Source organism: Ralstonia chuxiongensis (genome assembly GCF_024158925.1).
GTDB lineage: Bacteria > Pseudomonadota > Gammaproteobacteria > Burkholderiales > Burkholderiaceae > Ralstonia > Ralstonia chuxiongensis.
The window spans coordinates 59,948-73,814 of record NZ_JAMYWC010000012.1 but is presented as its reverse complement, the minus strand read 5'-3'; the positions used below and the strand labels follow the sequence as shown (position 1 = coordinate 73,814).

Below are 13,867 nucleotides of genomic sequence, written 5' to 3'. Positions count from 1 at the left end.
CTCTGTCCATGACCTGATTCACTGCCTCGATCTTGAATTCCTCGGCGTATCTCTGTGCGCTCATTGCTTCTCCTGTCTAACCTCTAGTTTGAGGCTTGCAGGTGTCTACCGAGGCCGGGGCGATTCACGACGAAATGACCCTCGGACGGTCGCGCTCCACGGTTTCACACTCGCGCGTGAGCCTCGGACCGTGACGCTCCACTGTTTTACTGTCGTGCGTGAGCCTCAAACAGTGGAGACATCGACAGTTTGACCCTCGTGCGCGACCCTCGGACCGTGGCATTCCACGGTTTTAGGCTCGCGTGCGATGCCGGGACATTGACGTTCCACAGTTTCACCCCCGTGCCTGAGTCTTAGAGGGTGACACTCCACGGTTTTACCCTCGCACGCGAGCTGCAGACCGTGAAGCGTCAGAGGGTTGTCGCGTCAGAGCGCGTGCTGATACGGAAACAAGGCCGCGTTGAACCCGCCGAGCGCCCGCAGATGCGCCCAGTCGAAATGCGGCCCCGGATCGGTCTTGCGGCCCGGTGCAATGTCCGAGTGCCCGGCAATTGCCGTAATGGGATACGCCGCGCAAATCGCCCGCACGAGCGACGCCGTGGCGGCGTACTGCTCGGGCGTGAAGGGCAGATCGTCCGTGCCCTCGATTTCGATGCCAATCGAGAAATCGTTGCAGCGCGTGCGGCCGAAAAAGTCCGACGCACCGGCATGCCAGGCGCGCGCATCGCACGATGCAAATTGCACGCATTCGCCCGTGCGGCGGATGAAGAAATGCGCCGACACGCGCACGCCGCGCAGCTGATCGAAGTACGGATGCGCGTCGCAGTCGAGCGTGTTGGTAAAGAAGTCGAGCACGTGCTCGGTGCCGAAGTCCGCCACGGATTGCGCAGGCGGCAGGCTGATGTTGTGCAGCACGATCAGGTCGATCGGCATGCCTTCGGGCCGCGCGTCGATATTCGGCGACGGATGCCGGCACCCGCCATCGACCCATCCGTCAGCACCGATATGCAACCGTTCATGCATCGCCGTTCAGTCCATTTCCGGCGGGTTCACCCACGTCGCCAGACGGCGCTTCAATGTCCCGCGGGTCACGAATGCCCAGTTGCTGCATGCGATAGCGCAATTGGCGGAACGACAAGCCGAGCAGCTTGGCCGCTGCTGTGCGGTTGAAGCCCGTCTGATCCAGCGCGGCCAGGATCACGTTGCGCTCGACCGACTCCAGATAGGCCGGCAGATCGATCGGCAATGCCACGCTCGGCAGCGACGGCTCCGCCGGCTGCGCTACGGGGGCCGGCTCGGGCTGTGCCACCGGTTGCGGCATCCCCAAGGGGCTTGGCACCGGCGACGGCATGTAGACGGCATCAGGCCAGCTCGTCATCGGCGGCGACATCGGGTGATGGGCCGCTGCGGCAGCCTGCGCCTCGCGCGTGCGGTGAAACAGCGGCGAGCGCTCGATCTCGGCGCCCAGCGCGCCAAGGTCATCCACGTCGATCGACTCGCCTTCCGCAAAGGCGTAGGCGCGCTCCAGCAGGTTCTCCAGCTCGCGCACGTTGCCCGGGAACGGGTACGCGCACAGTTGCTGCAGCGCCGGACGGGTCAGGCGCTTGGGGCGCGGGTCGCCGTAGCGGCTGGCGAGCTGTTCGAGCAGCACGCCGGCCAGCACGGGCACGTCTTCGGTCCGCTCGCGCAGCGTGGGCATGCGCAGTTCCAGCACGTTCAGGCGGTAGAACAAGTCTTCGCGGAAACGGCCGGCGGCCACCAGCCGCGCAAGGTTCTGGTGGCTGGCGCAAACGACGCGCACGTCGACCGGGTCTTCGCGGCTCTCGCCGATCTTGCGCACGCGGCGCTCTTGCAACGCACGCAGCAATTTCACCTGCATCGTGAGCGGCAGGTCGGCCACCTCATCGAGCATGAGCGTGCCGCCATTGGCCGCCTGGAAGAAACCCTGGCGATCGCTGTCGGCGCCGGTAAAAGCGCCTTTCACGTAGCCGAAAAACTCGGCTTCCATCAGGTTCTCAGGAATCGCACCGCAGTTGACCGCCACAAACGGCCGCGATGCACGCGCAGACAGCGCATGCACGGCGCGCGCCGCACGCTCCTTGCCGCTGCCGGATTCGCCGCTGATCACCACCGGCGCCATGCTGCGCGCCAGGCGCATCAGCGAGCGGCGCACTTCCTGCATCGCGGCGGAATGGCCGGGCAGCAGGTCGTTGGTGCGCTCCACCAAGTCGGCATTACCGGGATCGGGATCGCGTTGCTGGCGGCCCAGCGCGTTGAGAACGAGGCTGCGCAACTGGTCGAGCGAGAGCGGCTTGGCAATGTAATCGAACGCACCGGCCTTGAGCGCTTCGACCGCGTTCTCGGCGCTGCCATAGGCGGTGATGACGGCCACCGGCGTGCGGTCTGCCGTGGCAGAGAGCTGGCGCACGAGCTCAATGCCCAGGCCATCGCCCAGGCGCATGTCGGTCAGCACGAGCGCGAAGCGCTGTCGGGAGAGCGCCTCGCGCGCCTCGGCCAGCCCGCTGGCGAGCACGACGTCGTGCCCCATGCGGCGCAGGGAAATTTCCAGCAGCTCGCGCAGGTCGGCTTCGTCATCGACGACGAGAATGGGTTCGCGAACGATGGCGGCTTTGGACATGAATCAGCAGATGGTCGGCAGAAATTCGCGGCCAGCGGATCATTCCGCGATCGGCCCGGCAGGTTGGTCAAACATCAGGGTGATGACGAAGGCGCGGCGCGGCAACGTGTCGCGCGCCTCCATGGTCAACGCTCCGGTGCGATCGAGCAAGGATTCCAGTGCAATGGCGCCGTAACGGATCTGCGCATCGTTGGCGCTACACAACTCGCGCGCCATGTAGAGGCCCAGGCCAGTGCCTTGGGCGTCATTCGTGAAGAACGGCTCGAACAGGCTGCGTTGCTGCTCGGTCGGCACTTCCGGGCCGTCGTTCCAGATCACGAGTTCGGCATGGGTATCGTCCAGCGCGTAGGCCGCCAGCTGGATCGAACCCGGCACACGGCGGCAATAGCGCAGCGCGTTGTCGAGCATGTTGCCCACGACCTGCTGCAACTGCGCCGGGTCGAACAGCACGGGCTTGTCCAGGTCGACCGCCACGCGCACGAGGTTCGGGTTGATCTCGGTTGCTTCACCTGCGCGGCGCAGGGCCTCGGCACGCCAACGCTCGACGACCTCCGGCAGCACCTGCGCCAGTTGCACGCGCACGCGTTCGCCACGCGGGCGGCGCGAGAGCATCAGCACGTCGGCGACCACCTGGTCGAGCCGGCGCACGTTGTCACGGATGATGCGCAGCAGGCGCGTCTCCACGCCGGAGCTTTCCGGGCGCACGTGTGCGCCGCCATCCTGGCCGTCGCCCGGATCGTCCAGCAGTTCCGCAGCCTGGCTGATCGCGGCCAGCGGGTTGCGGATCTGGTGCGCGACGCTGGCCACCAGCCGCCCCATCGAGGCCAGCTTTTCCTGCTGCGCCTGCTCCGCCACACGCTCCCAGCTTTCCACATGGACCAGCACGGTGTCATGCAGCTCGTGACGCAGAAACGCTTCGTCGTCCACCGACCAGCCCTGTGCGGTGGCCTCGGCCGATGGAATACGCGGACGCATCTCGGCGCCCTCGCCCGGCAGGCCCAGGCCGATCGAGCTGACGAGGCTATCCATATAGACGCTGCGCAGGTTGGCCAGGCTCGGCAGGATGAAGCGCAGGCGCAGGCGGGCGCTCAACATGGCGCGGCCACCCCGGCCGCCCGAGGCGATGGGCAGCAGGTCGAGGATGCGCGGTGCATCGTCGTCACCGGCGCCATCGGTGGGACGGCTCTTGCGGCGCAGCCACTGGCGCAGCATTTCGAGCAGTGGGCGCAGGTGCGGCACGTCCTTCAAGTCAAACAACATCGCACCGCTGCCGACAAACGCGCTCTGCGGCACGCCCAGCAGCATGGCTGCGGCCGGGTTGGCGGCAACGACGCGGCCGTCGGCACGCACCAGCATCACGCCGTCCTGCATGTCGTAGACCATCAGGCGGTTGACGAGCTGTTGCAGGCGCAGCTCGCGCTCGCGGGCCATCGTCAACCGTTCCTGCGCGATCTGACGATGCGACAGGCCGTACATCATCGACGCGGCCATCATGTAGACCAGGCCGTACAGCCCGGCAGATGCCAGCCCCGGCGCAATCACGCCGTCGCTCATCATCTGCAGGAACGGATCGGCCAGCACCACGATCGAGGCTACGGCCGCCGTGAACAGCGCAAACAGCAGGCTGGTGAGGGCGCCGGCGGCCAGCACGGGCACCAGCAGCACCATCGCCACGCTGGCTGACAGGCGCGAGAGCGTGGCATACGCCAGCCCCAGGAACAGCAGATCGAGCACCACATCGAGCCGCACGCGGAATTGGAATCGCGTGCGCCACCAGCCGGCCGCCGCCAGGATCAGCAGGGCCATCGCCAGATACGGCAGCGTCAGGCTGAGCAGGGCGTCGCTATTGGGCAGGCCGACTGCGTCGTTGTGCTCGCGCGGCACCATCACGAATAGCAACAGCACCAGCGCCACGGCTGCGCGGCTGAAGGCGAAATAGCGCAGCAGGCGCCATTGGAATTCAGGCGGATCGGGCTCCAGCCAGACCGAACGGAGCGCGCGCCAGGCGTTCAGGCGCGCGAGCAGGCTACGCGCGGCGGACGGCGTTGCCCGCGCGGCACCCGACGCTTCGGGCGTCATGTGTTGCCTCGGTCAGCATGCTCGGGGCAGCGATAGCGGCCGCCCGGCAGCGCGATCATGCCGGTGCGCGGTGCATGCACACCGCACACGGCACATTGCTCGATGGGTTGCGAGGCCTGGGGCTCAGGAGTGCGCTTGGCCGCGCCCTGCCCGCGCGGGGCTGTCTGGCCCTGCCCAGAAGAGCGGGATGAGCGCGTCCCAAGGCGGCTCAACCACCACCAGCCGGCGAGCAGCATCAGGATCAGCAGGACAGGACGGGACATGGAGAACAGACAAGGACAGGTAACGGCGCAGGCGCCAGGGGCGCGCTAGGCGCGATGCAGGATGACTTCGAGCACGAAGCGGCTGCCCACGTACGCCAGCAGCAGGATCGCAAAGGACGCCATCACCCAGCGCAGCGCCACGCGCCCGCGCCAGCCGCGAAAACGCCGACCGATCAGGATGCCGCCGAACATCGCCCACGACAGCACGGCAAAGATGTTCTTGTGATCGAAATGGAAGGCGCTGTGGAACAGTTGCTCGGAGAACAGCACGCCCGAGGCGATCGTCAGCGTCAAGAGCACGAAGCCCGCGCCTATCAGGCGGAACAGCAGCTTTTCGAGCGTGAGCAGCGGCGGCAGCAGATCCAGCCAGCGGCTGAACCAACTTGCCTCCGGCCGGTTGATCGTGTGCAGTCGGCGCTCTGCAGCCAGCATGAGGATCGCGTGGAATGCCGCCAGCGTGAACAGCCCGTAGGCGACGTTGGCAATAGCGAAGTGCAGCTTGAACAGCGGGCTGGCCGCATAGCCGAGTATTTGCGTGCCAGGGAAGGCCACCGGCAGCAGGCTTCCGACCAGCGCCACGGGCATGACGAGCAGGCCGAGGCCGGCAAGCGAGAAGAAAAGGCTTTCGATCCAGAAAATGCCCACGCCCAGCCACAGCATGGCCGAAAGCGCATAGGCAAAGCCAAATACCATGGCGCTGGCCGGGAAAATCGTCTCGTGCAGCAGGAACCCGTGCACGATCAAGGCGGCCAGCAACCCCCAGCGCCACCAGGCCGGGACAGTGTCGGCGGCGCCCGGAGGCGGCGGAACGAGCACCGTGGCGCCCGGCGATTGACCGCCTGCCGCCATGGCTCCCGCCGGGGCCTGGGCACCCAGCCCACCGCGTCGCGCCCACGCTACCGAAGCGAGGGTGCCGTAGAGAAGCGCCGTCAGCGCATACAGTACAATTGCCATTTGCACAGTTTACCGCAGCGCACCCCGGTTTTGGCTGGGGCCTGCCCCCGCCGAAAGCCTCGTTGGGCGGGAACGCAACATGCGCGCATTAAGCACGTTCCCTGCCGGTGCAAGCCAAATGCGCGCCGGCCTCCTCTTCATCCCGTTCCCAATTCCGGATCCCTGTCACTGTCATGCTGGATAACCTGACCCAACGGCTTGCGCGCGTGGTCAAGACCATGCGCGGCGAAGCGCGCCTGACCGAAGCCAACACCGCCGAGATGCTGCGCGAAGTCCGCCTGGCACTACTCGAAGCCGACGTGGCGCTGCCGGTCGTGCGTGAGTTCATTGCTCGCGTCAAGGAAAAAGCGCTCGGCGAAGACGTCATCACGAGCCTTTCGCCTGGCCAGGCGCTGGTCGGCATCGTGCAGCGCGAACTGACGGCCATCATCGGCGGCCAGGAAGCGCTGGAAGGCGTCGGCAACAACATCATGGGCGGCCGCGCGGCGGAGCTGAACCTCAACGTCACGCCACCCGCGATCATCCTGATGGCCGGTCTGCAGGGCGCGGGTAAGACCACCACGGTCGGTAAGCTGGCCAAGTGGCTCAAAGAAAACAAGAAGAAGAAAGTGCTGACGGTGTCGTGCGACGTGTATCGCCCCGCCGCCATCGCCCAGTTGAAGACCGTTTCCGAGCAGGTCGGCGCGGACTTCTTCCCCTCTCAGCCCGACCAGAAGCCGGTAGATATTGCCGCTGCAGCACTGGACTGGGCCAAGAAGCACTACCACGACGTGCTGATCGTCGATACGGCCGGCCGCCTCGGTATCGACGAGGCGATGATGCAGGAGATCGCCGCGCTGCACGCCACGCTCAAGCCGGCTGAAACGCTGTTCGTGGTCGACGCGATGCTCGGCCAGGATGCCGTCAACACCGCCAAGGCCTTCAACGACACCCTGCCGCTGACCGGCGTGGTGCTGACCAAGCTCGACGGGGATGCGCGCGGTGGCGCTGCGCTGTCGGTACGTCACATCACGGGCAAGCCGATCAAGTTCGTCGGTGTGGCCGAAAAGCTCGACGGGCTGGAGCCGTTCTATCCCGACCGCATGGCCCAGCGCATTCTGGGCATGGGCGACATCCTTGCGCTGGTGGAAGAAGCCCAGCGCGGTGTCGACATGGAAGAGGCGCAGAAGCTTGCGGCCAAGATCAAGAAGACCGGCGGCTTCGACCTCGAAGATTTCAAGGCCCAGATCGGCCAGATGAAGAAGATGGGCGGCCTGGGCAGCCTGATGGACAAGCTGCCGGCACAGTTCGCGCAACAGGCGCAGGGCGCCAACATGGACCAGGCGGAAAAGCAGGTCCGCCGCATGGAAGGCATCATCAACAGCATGACGGCCGCCGAGCGTGCCAAGCCCGAACTCATCAAGGCGAGCCGCAAGCGCCGCATTGCCGCCGGTGCGGGCGTGCAGGTGCAGGAAGTCAACCGTCTGCTCAACCAATTCGAGCAGATGCAAGGCATGATGAAAAAGCTCAAAGGCGGCGGCATGATGAAGATGATGCGCGCCATGGGCGGCATGAAAGGCGGCATGAAGGGGATGTTCGGCGGCCGCTGAGCGGGCTACCCTCCTTCCTGAATCGCACCTTTGATCCACACACCGAACCGTTTCACCGAACTGACACGATGCTGAGCGCAGAACAGGCCCGCGAACTCTGGGCCAACTCCGAAGAAATTGTCAGCGAAGACGCCGTGCGCGGCTCGCTGGACCGCATGGCCGAACAGATCACCGAGAAGATCGGCGACACCTTCCCGATGGTGCTGTCCGTGATGGGCGGCGCAGCCGTCTTCACCGGCATGCTGCTGCCCAAGCTGGCTTTCCCGCTGGAGTTCGACTACATCCACCTCTCGCGCTACAACAACAAGACGGTGGGCGGCGAGATGCAGTGGCGCGTGGCACCGCGCGAGTCGGTCAAGGGCCGCACGGTGCTGGTGCTCGACGACATCCTCGACGAAGGCGAAACGATGGCCGCCATCCGCTCGCGCATCATCGACATGGGCGCCGCCGAGTTCTACTCCGCCGTGCTGTGCGAGAAGACGCTCAGCAAGTCCAAGCCGCTGTATCCGGACTTCTGCGGCTTCAATGTGCCGGACCGCTACGTGTTCGGCTGCGGCATGGACGCCAAGGGCTACTGGCGCAACCTGCCGACCATCCGCGCGCTCAAGAACACCTGAGGCGGCACCGCGGCAAACAAAAAAGGGCGACGAATGAGTCGCCCTTTTTGTTTGCCCACGCCCTGCGGTCAAAGCTGGTGCGCGAACATGCGGATGCCCTTGAGCAGCATCTCCACTGAGATCGCCACCAGAATCAACCCCATCAGTCGCTCAAACGCCATCACCGTGCGCTCGCCCACGAGGCGCTGGATGTGCGTGGCGCTCATTAGCACCACGGCGCACACGGCCATCGTCGCGCATAGCGAGCCGACCCACGTCCACATGCGCCCGGGCGCCTGTGACACCAGCAGCATCACCGTGGCCATCGCCGACGGCCCCGCGATGGCCGGAATCGCCAGCGGCACGATGAAGGGCTCGCCGGTGGGCTGCGACTCGGCACCACCCTCACGCGGGAAGATCATCCGCAGTGCGATGAGGAATAGCACGATGCCGCCCGCAATCTGCAGCGACATGTCGGTCAGGCTCATCATGCGCAGGAAGCTCTCGCCAAAGAACATGAAGACGAGCAGCAGCATGAACGCAATACCGACCTCGCGCAGCACGACGCGGTTGCGGCGTTCGGGCGCCACCGGCCGCAGCGCCGAGATGAAGATGGGAATGTTGCCGAGCGGATCGGTGATCAGCACCAGCAGGACGGTTGCGGAGAGGAACGTGTATTCCATCGCCTAACGTCGATCAGGCGCCGCGACGGTATGGGCGTTCACGCAGCCATTTGGTGGCGATCCACTTCTCACCGCGCTCGACCGGCAGCCCGGCATGCAGCGTGTCTTCGTCCAGGGTGCCGTCGGGGCGTTTGTAGACGAAGAAGACCGCATTGCCCTTGACCGGCGCCACCTCTAGCCCGAGCTTCGGAAAGCCCGTCGCGCCGCCGGCCTGCACGCTGTTCAGGTAGATGACCATGGTGGCCACGCGCTGGCCGCCGATTTCAAGCTGGCGCGCCTCGCCGCTGCGGCCCGGGTTGAAGAAGTCGAAGTGCGGCTGGTATTCGCCGCCGGGCTGGTAGTTCAGCACCTGGAAGCCTTCGCCGTGTTCGACCGGCACGCCCACGGCCTGCGCGATGCGTGCCTCGATCTTGGCGATCAAGGGATGCTCGCCCACCTGGAACATCCCGCCCTGGCTGGTGCGTGCCGAAATGAGATTTTCCTCGCCCGTATCGGGATTCACCACGGGCGAACGTTTGAGGCGGTTGCGCCCGATCGCGATCAGTTCGTCACACTCGGCGTCCGACAGAAAGTGCTGGAACAGGACGATGCGCGGCGTTTCGATCGCAAACAGGATGGGGATGTCACCATCGGCGGTATGCACGGCGTTGCTGTTTTCGACCGCCTGGTCGGCGACGGGTGTCGGCGCGGGCGCGGCAATCGGGGCAGGCGCGCGGGCCGTCAGCGCCTCATCGACGACACGGCGCGCGAAGGCGCGGTCGTAGCCGGATTGCACCATCGACGCCACCAGGGATTCGGCTTCGAAACCTTCGGTCACGTGACGCTGCAGCCAGTCGCGCAGCGCGTCAGACATCGTCGCGTACGGTTGGGTGGTGGACATGCGGGATGGAGATGCGGGCGAGCGAGAGATGGCCCTATTGTAGGCCCACCGTTCGCCGACAGAAGATCACGAACCGCCGGCGGGACCGCCAGCAATACGCAGCGGCGAGAACGGATTGCGCGCCGGCACTTCCGGCAATGCCTTGGCGCGAGGCGCGGACCGAAGGGGCTCGGCAGGAACCGGTGCAGACACCGTCATCGCGCTCGACTCCTGATACTGCCAGCGCTTCCAGGCAGCCAGCACGGCATTCGGATATTGCGGCTGCCCGCGGCTGCCGTTGTAGCGGCCCAGCGCCAGGTACAGATTGCCGCCCTCCATGTCGAGGTAATGCCGCAGGATCGTGCAGCCATAACGCAGGTTGCTCTGCAGATGGAAGAGCTTGCGCGCGTCGTTGTCGCCGATGCTGCGTGTCCAGAACGGCATCACCTGCATCAGGCCCATCGCACCGGCACTGCTCATGGCGTACTTGCGGAAACCGCTTTCCACCTGGATGAGGCCGAGCACCAGCGCCGGGTCCAAGCCTGCGCGCTTGGCTTCGTAATACGCCGTCTCGATCAGTTCGACACGCACCGATGCCTGCGGAATCTTGCTCGACATGCGCACCGACATCTCTGCCAGCCAGCGCAGGTAGCCGAGTTGCTCGTCGTTGCTGGCAAATACCGGGCGCAGCGGGCGGCTGTCGGCCACCGCGGCAGACAGCGCGCTGCGCACGGAATCCGCCAGGTACTCCTCTTTCTGGGCACCCGCCCACGCCGCCTGCGTGCCCGCGAGCAACGTCCCTGCGCACAGCGCAGTGGCGATCAGGTGGGCGGAGAACAAGCGGGGCATGCGTGGCGGGTCCTGTCGTTACGTTATTGCGCGAGACGCGCCTTCAGCGTAGCCAGCACGTCGGCCGGTGCCACGGCGGTGGCAGCTTCGTCGCGGCGGCCCTGGAATTCCAGCTTGCCTTCCTTCAGGCCACGGTCGCCCACCACCACGCGGAACGGCACGCCGATCAGCTCCCAGTCGGCGAACATTGCGCCGGGGCGCTCGCCGCGATCGTCCAGCATCACGTCGATACCGGCGGCAACCAGTTCGGCGTGCAGGCGGTCCGCTTCTTCGCGCACGGCGTCGGAGCGGTCGTAACCCACCGGGCAGATCACCACCTGGAACGGCGCAATCGACGCCGGCCAGATGATCCCGCGCGCATCGTAGTTCTGCTCGATGGCCGCACCCAGGATCCGCGTGATGCCGATACCGTAGCAGCCCATCACCATCGGCTGGGTCTTGCCGTTTTCATCAAGGAACGTCGCGTTCATCGCCTCGGAGTAACGCGTGCCCAGCATGAAAACGTGGCCAACTTCGATGCCGCGGCAGATGGCCAGAGTGCCCTTGCCATCCGGCGACGGATCGCCCGCCACCACGTTACGCAGGTCGTAGACCTCGGGCTCGGGCAGGTCGCGGCCCCAGTTCACGCCGGTGAAGTGGTAATCCTCTTCGTTGGCGCCGACCACGAAATCACTCATGGCAGCCGCCGTGCGATCGGCCACGACCTTCACCGGCAGCTTCGTGCCGATCGGGCCGAGATAGCCTGGGCGCGTGCCGAACGCACGCAGGATTTCGCCTTCGGTGGCAAAACGGAAGTCAGCCAGGCCAGGCACCTTCGATGCCTTGACCTCGTTGAGTTCATGATCGCCGCGCAGCAGCAGCAGCCAGATCTGAGGCTCTCCGCCCTCGACTTCGGTGGCCAGCACGATGGATTTGATCGTGCGCTGCAGCGCAATACCCAATTGTTCGGCCACGGCCTCGCACTTGGCGCGGCCGGGCGTATGCGTCTTGGTAAGCGCCTCGGTGGCTGCCCCACGCGGTGCAGCCGGGGCCAGGGCTTCGGCGGCCTCGATGTTGGCGGCGTAGTCCGAATCCGGGCAATAGATGATGGCGTCTTCGCCCGTGTCGGCAATCACGTGGAATTCGTGCGAGCCCGACCCGCCGATGGCGCCGTTATCGGCCGCCACGGCGCGGAATTCCAGGCCGAAGCGCTGGAAGATGCGCGTGTAAGCGTCGTACATCTTCTGGTACGACACCTTCAGGCCCTCGGCGTCGCGGTCGAAGGAGTACGCGTCCTTCATCGTGAATTCGCGGCCGCGCATGATGCCGAAACGCGGGCGGCGCTCGTCACGGAACTTCGTCTGGATCTGGTAGAAATTGACCGGCAGTTGCTTGTACGAGCGGATTTCGGTGCGGGCGATATCGGTCACCACCTCCTCCGACGTCGGCTGCATGACGAAGTCGCGCTCGTGGCGATCCTTGAAGCGCAGCAGTTCGTCGCCCATCTTGTCCCAGCGGCCGGTCTCCTGCCACAGCTCGCCCGGCTGTACCACCGGCATCAGCACTTCCACCGCGCCGGCGGCATTCATTTCCTCACGCACGATCTGCTCGACCTTGCGGATCACGCGCAGCCCCACGGGCATATACGTATAGAGGCCCGCGCCAAGCTTCTTGATCATGCCGGCACGCATCATCAACTTGTGCGAGACGATCTCCGCGTCGGCGGGCGCTTCCTTGAGCGTGGAAATGAAGAATTGGGACGCTTTCATGCGACTGACAATAAGGGATGACGCGGCTAACCAAAGCCGCGAGAACAAGGGCAAAAGCCACCGGAATCAGGAGATGAGACGAGGCGCCTAGCGCACATTCGCGCAATCGACGCCCCTCCCCCAGGAGGCGCGAGTGAGCGGCAACATTTCGGCGTCTGTGACAGCCGAGCGACGGGCCGCTCTATAATCGGCGTAATTCTAAAGTATTCGAGGTGCAGTCATGCTCGATCGTGAAGGCTTCCGCCCGAACGTCGGCATCATCCTCATCAACGCAAGAAACGAGGTGTTCTGGGGCAAGCGCATTGGCGAGCACTCCTGGCAGTTTCCACAAGGCGGCATCAAGTACGGCGAGACGCCCGAACAAGCGATGTTCCGCGAACTGCACGAAGAAGTCGGCCTGTTGCCAGAACACGTCCGGATCGTCGGTCGCACGCGCGACTGGCTGCGGTATGAGGTGCCGGACAAGTTCATCCGCCGCGAGATACGCGGCCATTACCGGGGCCAGAAACAGATCTGGTTCCTGCTGCGCATGGTCGGTCGCGACTGCGACATCCAACTGCGCGCCACCGAGCATCCGGAATTCGATGCGTGGCGGTGGAGCCAGTACTGGGTGCCGCTCGAGGCCGTCATCGAGTTCAAACGCGAGGTGTATCAGCTGGCGCTGTCGGAGCTTTCGCGCTTCGTGCAGCGGCAGACTCGCGCACCGCTCTCGCCCTACGGGCGCGGCGGGCAGCACCGTGAGCGCGACGGACGTGATGCGCGCGATCACCGTGAACGTTCTGGCGGCCAGAGCGGCCGAAACGAGCAGTACGCCCAGCCAGCCCTGACCGTCACCACCACGACGGTCATCGTCGAAACCGTGAGCGTATCCGCACCTGCCCCCTCCTCTCCAAACCCTGACGACACGGCTCCCAAGGACAATTCGTGAATTTGATGACGACGACACGTGGAGCGCGCCGCGCTCTCGTGCCGCTCGCGCTGGCGGCTGCGCTAGCGTTGACGGCATGTAGCCATAACCGCACCGGCGACCTCGAAGACAAGCTGTTGATGGACCCGTTCAACGACAAGCCCTTCAAGGAAGACGCCGTGACCTTCCCGGCCCCGCCGGTCGATCGCGATGCCGTACCGTTCGACGTGGGTGGCCGCACTGATTCGCCGCTGCGTTTTGCCATCGATCCGAAATCGGTGTCGATCGGCAAGGACAACGTGGTGCGCTACACCGTGCTGATCACCAGCAAGACCGGCGCGCGCAACGTGAACTACGAAGGCCTGCGCTGCGATACGGCAGAACGACGCATCTATGCGACGCTGCGCAATGACACCAACCAGTGGGTCGGCAACCGCGCGGTCGACATGAACGAAACCGCGAATACTGAATCCGCCAGCATGAACGCGTACAAGCCGGCCACCGATTGGCAGCGCGTGGGCAATGGCGGGCCGACGGACTATGCGTCGGCGCTGATGCGCTCTTACTTCTGCGACGTGCGCTCGGTAGCGGGAGATGGAAAGGCGTCCACGCTGGTGCAACGGCTAGGCGGCAGCGCGCGCTATTTCGGGCCGTAAAGGCCTGGAGATTTGGATTGGGCCTTCGTGGCCCGTCCTCCCTTCG

13 protein-coding genes are annotated in these 13,867 nt (G+C 65.3%); 4 read left to right on the top strand and 9 right to left on the bottom strand.

Going from position 1 to position 13,867, the window contains the following annotated elements:
• Positions 1-426: 426 nt before the first annotated feature.
• From ampD to NKG59_RS25650, 5 genes are read right to left on the bottom strand one after another with little or no spacing between them, the layout of a single operon-like run.
• Positions 427-1,023, bottom strand: a complete 597-nt coding sequence (gene ampD / locus NKG59_RS25670) for a 1,6-anhydro-N-acetylmuramyl-L-alanine amidase AmpD (RefSeq protein ID WP_253543016.1) — start codon at positions 1,021-1,023, stop codon at positions 427-429.
• Positions 1,016-2,638: a sigma-54-dependent transcriptional regulator gene (locus NKG59_RS25665; protein WP_253543014.1), complete on the bottom strand. Its 1,623-nt coding sequence runs from the start codon at positions 2,636-2,638 to the stop codon at positions 1,016-1,018. Before NKG59_RS25665 ends, ampD begins: the two co-directional genes overlap by 8 nt.
• Before the next feature lie 39 nt (positions 2,639-2,677).
• Positions 2,678-4,717 (bottom strand): ATP-binding protein, encoded by a 2,040-nt coding sequence (locus NKG59_RS25660; protein WP_253543012.1) that lies wholly within the window; start codon positions 4,715-4,717, stop codon positions 2,678-2,680.
• Entirely contained in the window at positions 4,714-4,980 is a 267-nt protein-coding gene (locus NKG59_RS25655; RefSeq protein ID WP_253543010.1) for a hypothetical protein, read from the bottom strand. Before NKG59_RS25655 ends, NKG59_RS25660 begins: the two co-directional genes overlap by 4 nt.
• 45 nt (positions 4,981-5,025) lie before the next feature.
• A complete protein-coding gene (locus NKG59_RS25650) occupies positions 5,026-5,934 on the bottom strand; it encodes a cytochrome C assembly family protein (protein WP_253543008.1) in 909 nt (302 codons plus the stop codon).
• Positions 5,935-6,107: 173 nt separating this feature from the next.
• On the opposite strand from NKG59_RS25650, the gene ffh reads away from it, so the two are divergent.
• Both ffh and NKG59_RS25640 read left to right on the top strand, forming a co-directional pair.
• Positions 6,108-7,523 carry a signal recognition particle protein gene (gene ffh, locus NKG59_RS25645; RefSeq protein ID WP_045204785.1) on the top strand — a complete coding sequence of 472 codons (1,416 nt, stop codon included), beginning with the start codon at positions 6,108-6,110 and terminating at the stop codon, positions 7,521-7,523.
• A gap of 68 nt (positions 7,524-7,591) precedes the next feature.
• Positions 7,592-8,140 carry a hypoxanthine-guanine phosphoribosyltransferase gene (locus NKG59_RS25640; RefSeq protein ID WP_024979154.1) on the top strand — a complete coding sequence of 183 codons (549 nt, stop codon included), beginning with the start codon at positions 7,592-7,594 and terminating at the stop codon, positions 8,138-8,140.
• A 68-nt stretch (positions 8,141-8,208) separates the two neighbouring features.
• Here NKG59_RS25640 and NKG59_RS25635 read toward each other — a convergent pair whose 3' ends face one another.
• From NKG59_RS25635 to NKG59_RS25620, 4 genes are all read right to left on the bottom strand, one after another.
• Complete coding sequence (locus tag NKG59_RS25635) at positions 8,209-8,802, bottom strand: MarC family protein (RefSeq protein ID WP_253543001.1); 594 nt, start codon at positions 8,800-8,802, stop codon at positions 8,209-8,211.
• 13 nt (positions 8,803-8,815) lie between these two features.
• Positions 8,816-9,682 (bottom strand): 2OG-Fe(II) oxygenase, encoded by an 867-nt coding sequence (locus tag NKG59_RS25630; protein WP_253542999.1) that lies wholly within the window; start codon positions 9,680-9,682, stop codon positions 8,816-8,818.
• A 66-nt stretch (positions 9,683-9,748) separates the two neighbouring features.
• Positions 9,749-10,510, bottom strand: coding sequence for a lytic transglycosylase domain-containing protein (locus NKG59_RS25625; RefSeq protein ID WP_253542997.1), 762 nt, complete (start codon positions 10,508-10,510; stop codon positions 9,749-9,751).
• Positions 10,511-10,533: 23 nt separating this feature from the next.
• The gene (locus NKG59_RS25620) at positions 10,534-12,258 is read right to left on the bottom strand and encodes a proline--tRNA ligase (RefSeq protein ID WP_253542995.1); all 1,725 of its coding nucleotides are present in this window, start codon (positions 12,256-12,258) and stop codon (positions 10,534-10,536) included.
• Positions 12,259-12,478: 220 nt separating this feature from the next.
• Here NKG59_RS25620 and NKG59_RS25615 point away from each other — a divergent pair, with 220 nt between their 5' ends.
• The gene (locus NKG59_RS25615; protein ID WP_024979159.1) at positions 12,479-13,186 is read left to right on the top strand and encodes an RNA pyrophosphohydrolase; all 708 of its coding nucleotides are present in this window, start codon (positions 12,479-12,481) and stop codon (positions 13,184-13,186) included.
• A 5-nt stretch (positions 13,187-13,191) separates the two neighbouring features.
• Positions 13,192-13,821, top strand: coding sequence for a CNP1-like family protein (locus NKG59_RS25610; RefSeq protein WP_253542993.1), 630 nt, complete (start codon positions 13,192-13,194; stop codon positions 13,819-13,821).
• Positions 13,822-13,867: the final 46 nt, after the last annotated feature.

What these genes read in the sequence shown, in the direction of transcription:
- NKG59_RS25665 (WP_253543014.1), bottom strand. Translation starts at nt 2,638, where the DNA reads ATGTCCAAAGCCGCCATCGTTCGCGAACCCATTCTCGTCGTCGATGAC.
- ampD (WP_253543016.1), bottom strand. Translation starts at nt 1,023, where the DNA reads ATGCATGAACGGTTGCATATCGGTGCTGACGGATGGGTCGATGGCGGG.
- NKG59_RS25620 (WP_253542995.1), bottom strand. Translation starts at nt 12,258, where the DNA reads ATGAAAGCGTCCCAATTCTTCATTTCCACGCTCAAGGAAGCGCCCGCC.
- NKG59_RS25625 (WP_253542997.1), bottom strand. Translation starts at nt 10,510, where the DNA reads ATGCCCCGCTTGTTCTCCGCCCACCTGATCGCCACTGCGCTGTGCGCA.
- NKG59_RS25660 (WP_253543012.1), bottom strand. Translation starts at nt 4,717, where the DNA reads ATGACGCCCGAAGCGTCGGGTGCCGCGCGGGCAACGCCGTCCGCCGCG.
- ffh (WP_045204785.1), top strand. Translation starts at nt 6,108, where the DNA reads ATGCTGGATAACCTGACCCAACGGCTTGCGCGCGTGGTCAAGACCATG.
- NKG59_RS25640 (WP_024979154.1), top strand. Translation starts at nt 7,592, where the DNA reads ATGCTGAGCGCAGAACAGGCCCGCGAACTCTGGGCCAACTCCGAAGAA.
- NKG59_RS25615 (WP_024979159.1), top strand. Translation starts at nt 12,479, where the DNA reads ATGCTCGATCGTGAAGGCTTCCGCCCGAACGTCGGCATCATCCTCATC.
- NKG59_RS25650 (WP_253543008.1), bottom strand. Translation starts at nt 5,934, where the DNA reads ATGGCAATTGTACTGTATGCGCTGACGGCGCTTCTCTACGGCACCCTC.
- NKG59_RS25610 (WP_253542993.1), top strand. Translation starts at nt 13,192, where the DNA reads ATGACGACGACACGTGGAGCGCGCCGCGCTCTCGTGCCGCTCGCGCTG.
- NKG59_RS25655 (WP_253543010.1), bottom strand. Translation starts at nt 4,980, where the DNA reads ATGTCCCGTCCTGTCCTGCTGATCCTGATGCTGCTCGCCGGCTGGTGG.
- NKG59_RS25635 (WP_253543001.1), bottom strand. Translation starts at nt 8,802, where the DNA reads ATGGAATACACGTTCCTCTCCGCAACCGTCCTGCTGGTGCTGATCACC.
- NKG59_RS25630 (WP_253542999.1), bottom strand. Translation starts at nt 9,682, where the DNA reads ATGTCCACCACCCAACCGTACGCGACGATGTCTGACGCGCTGCGCGAC.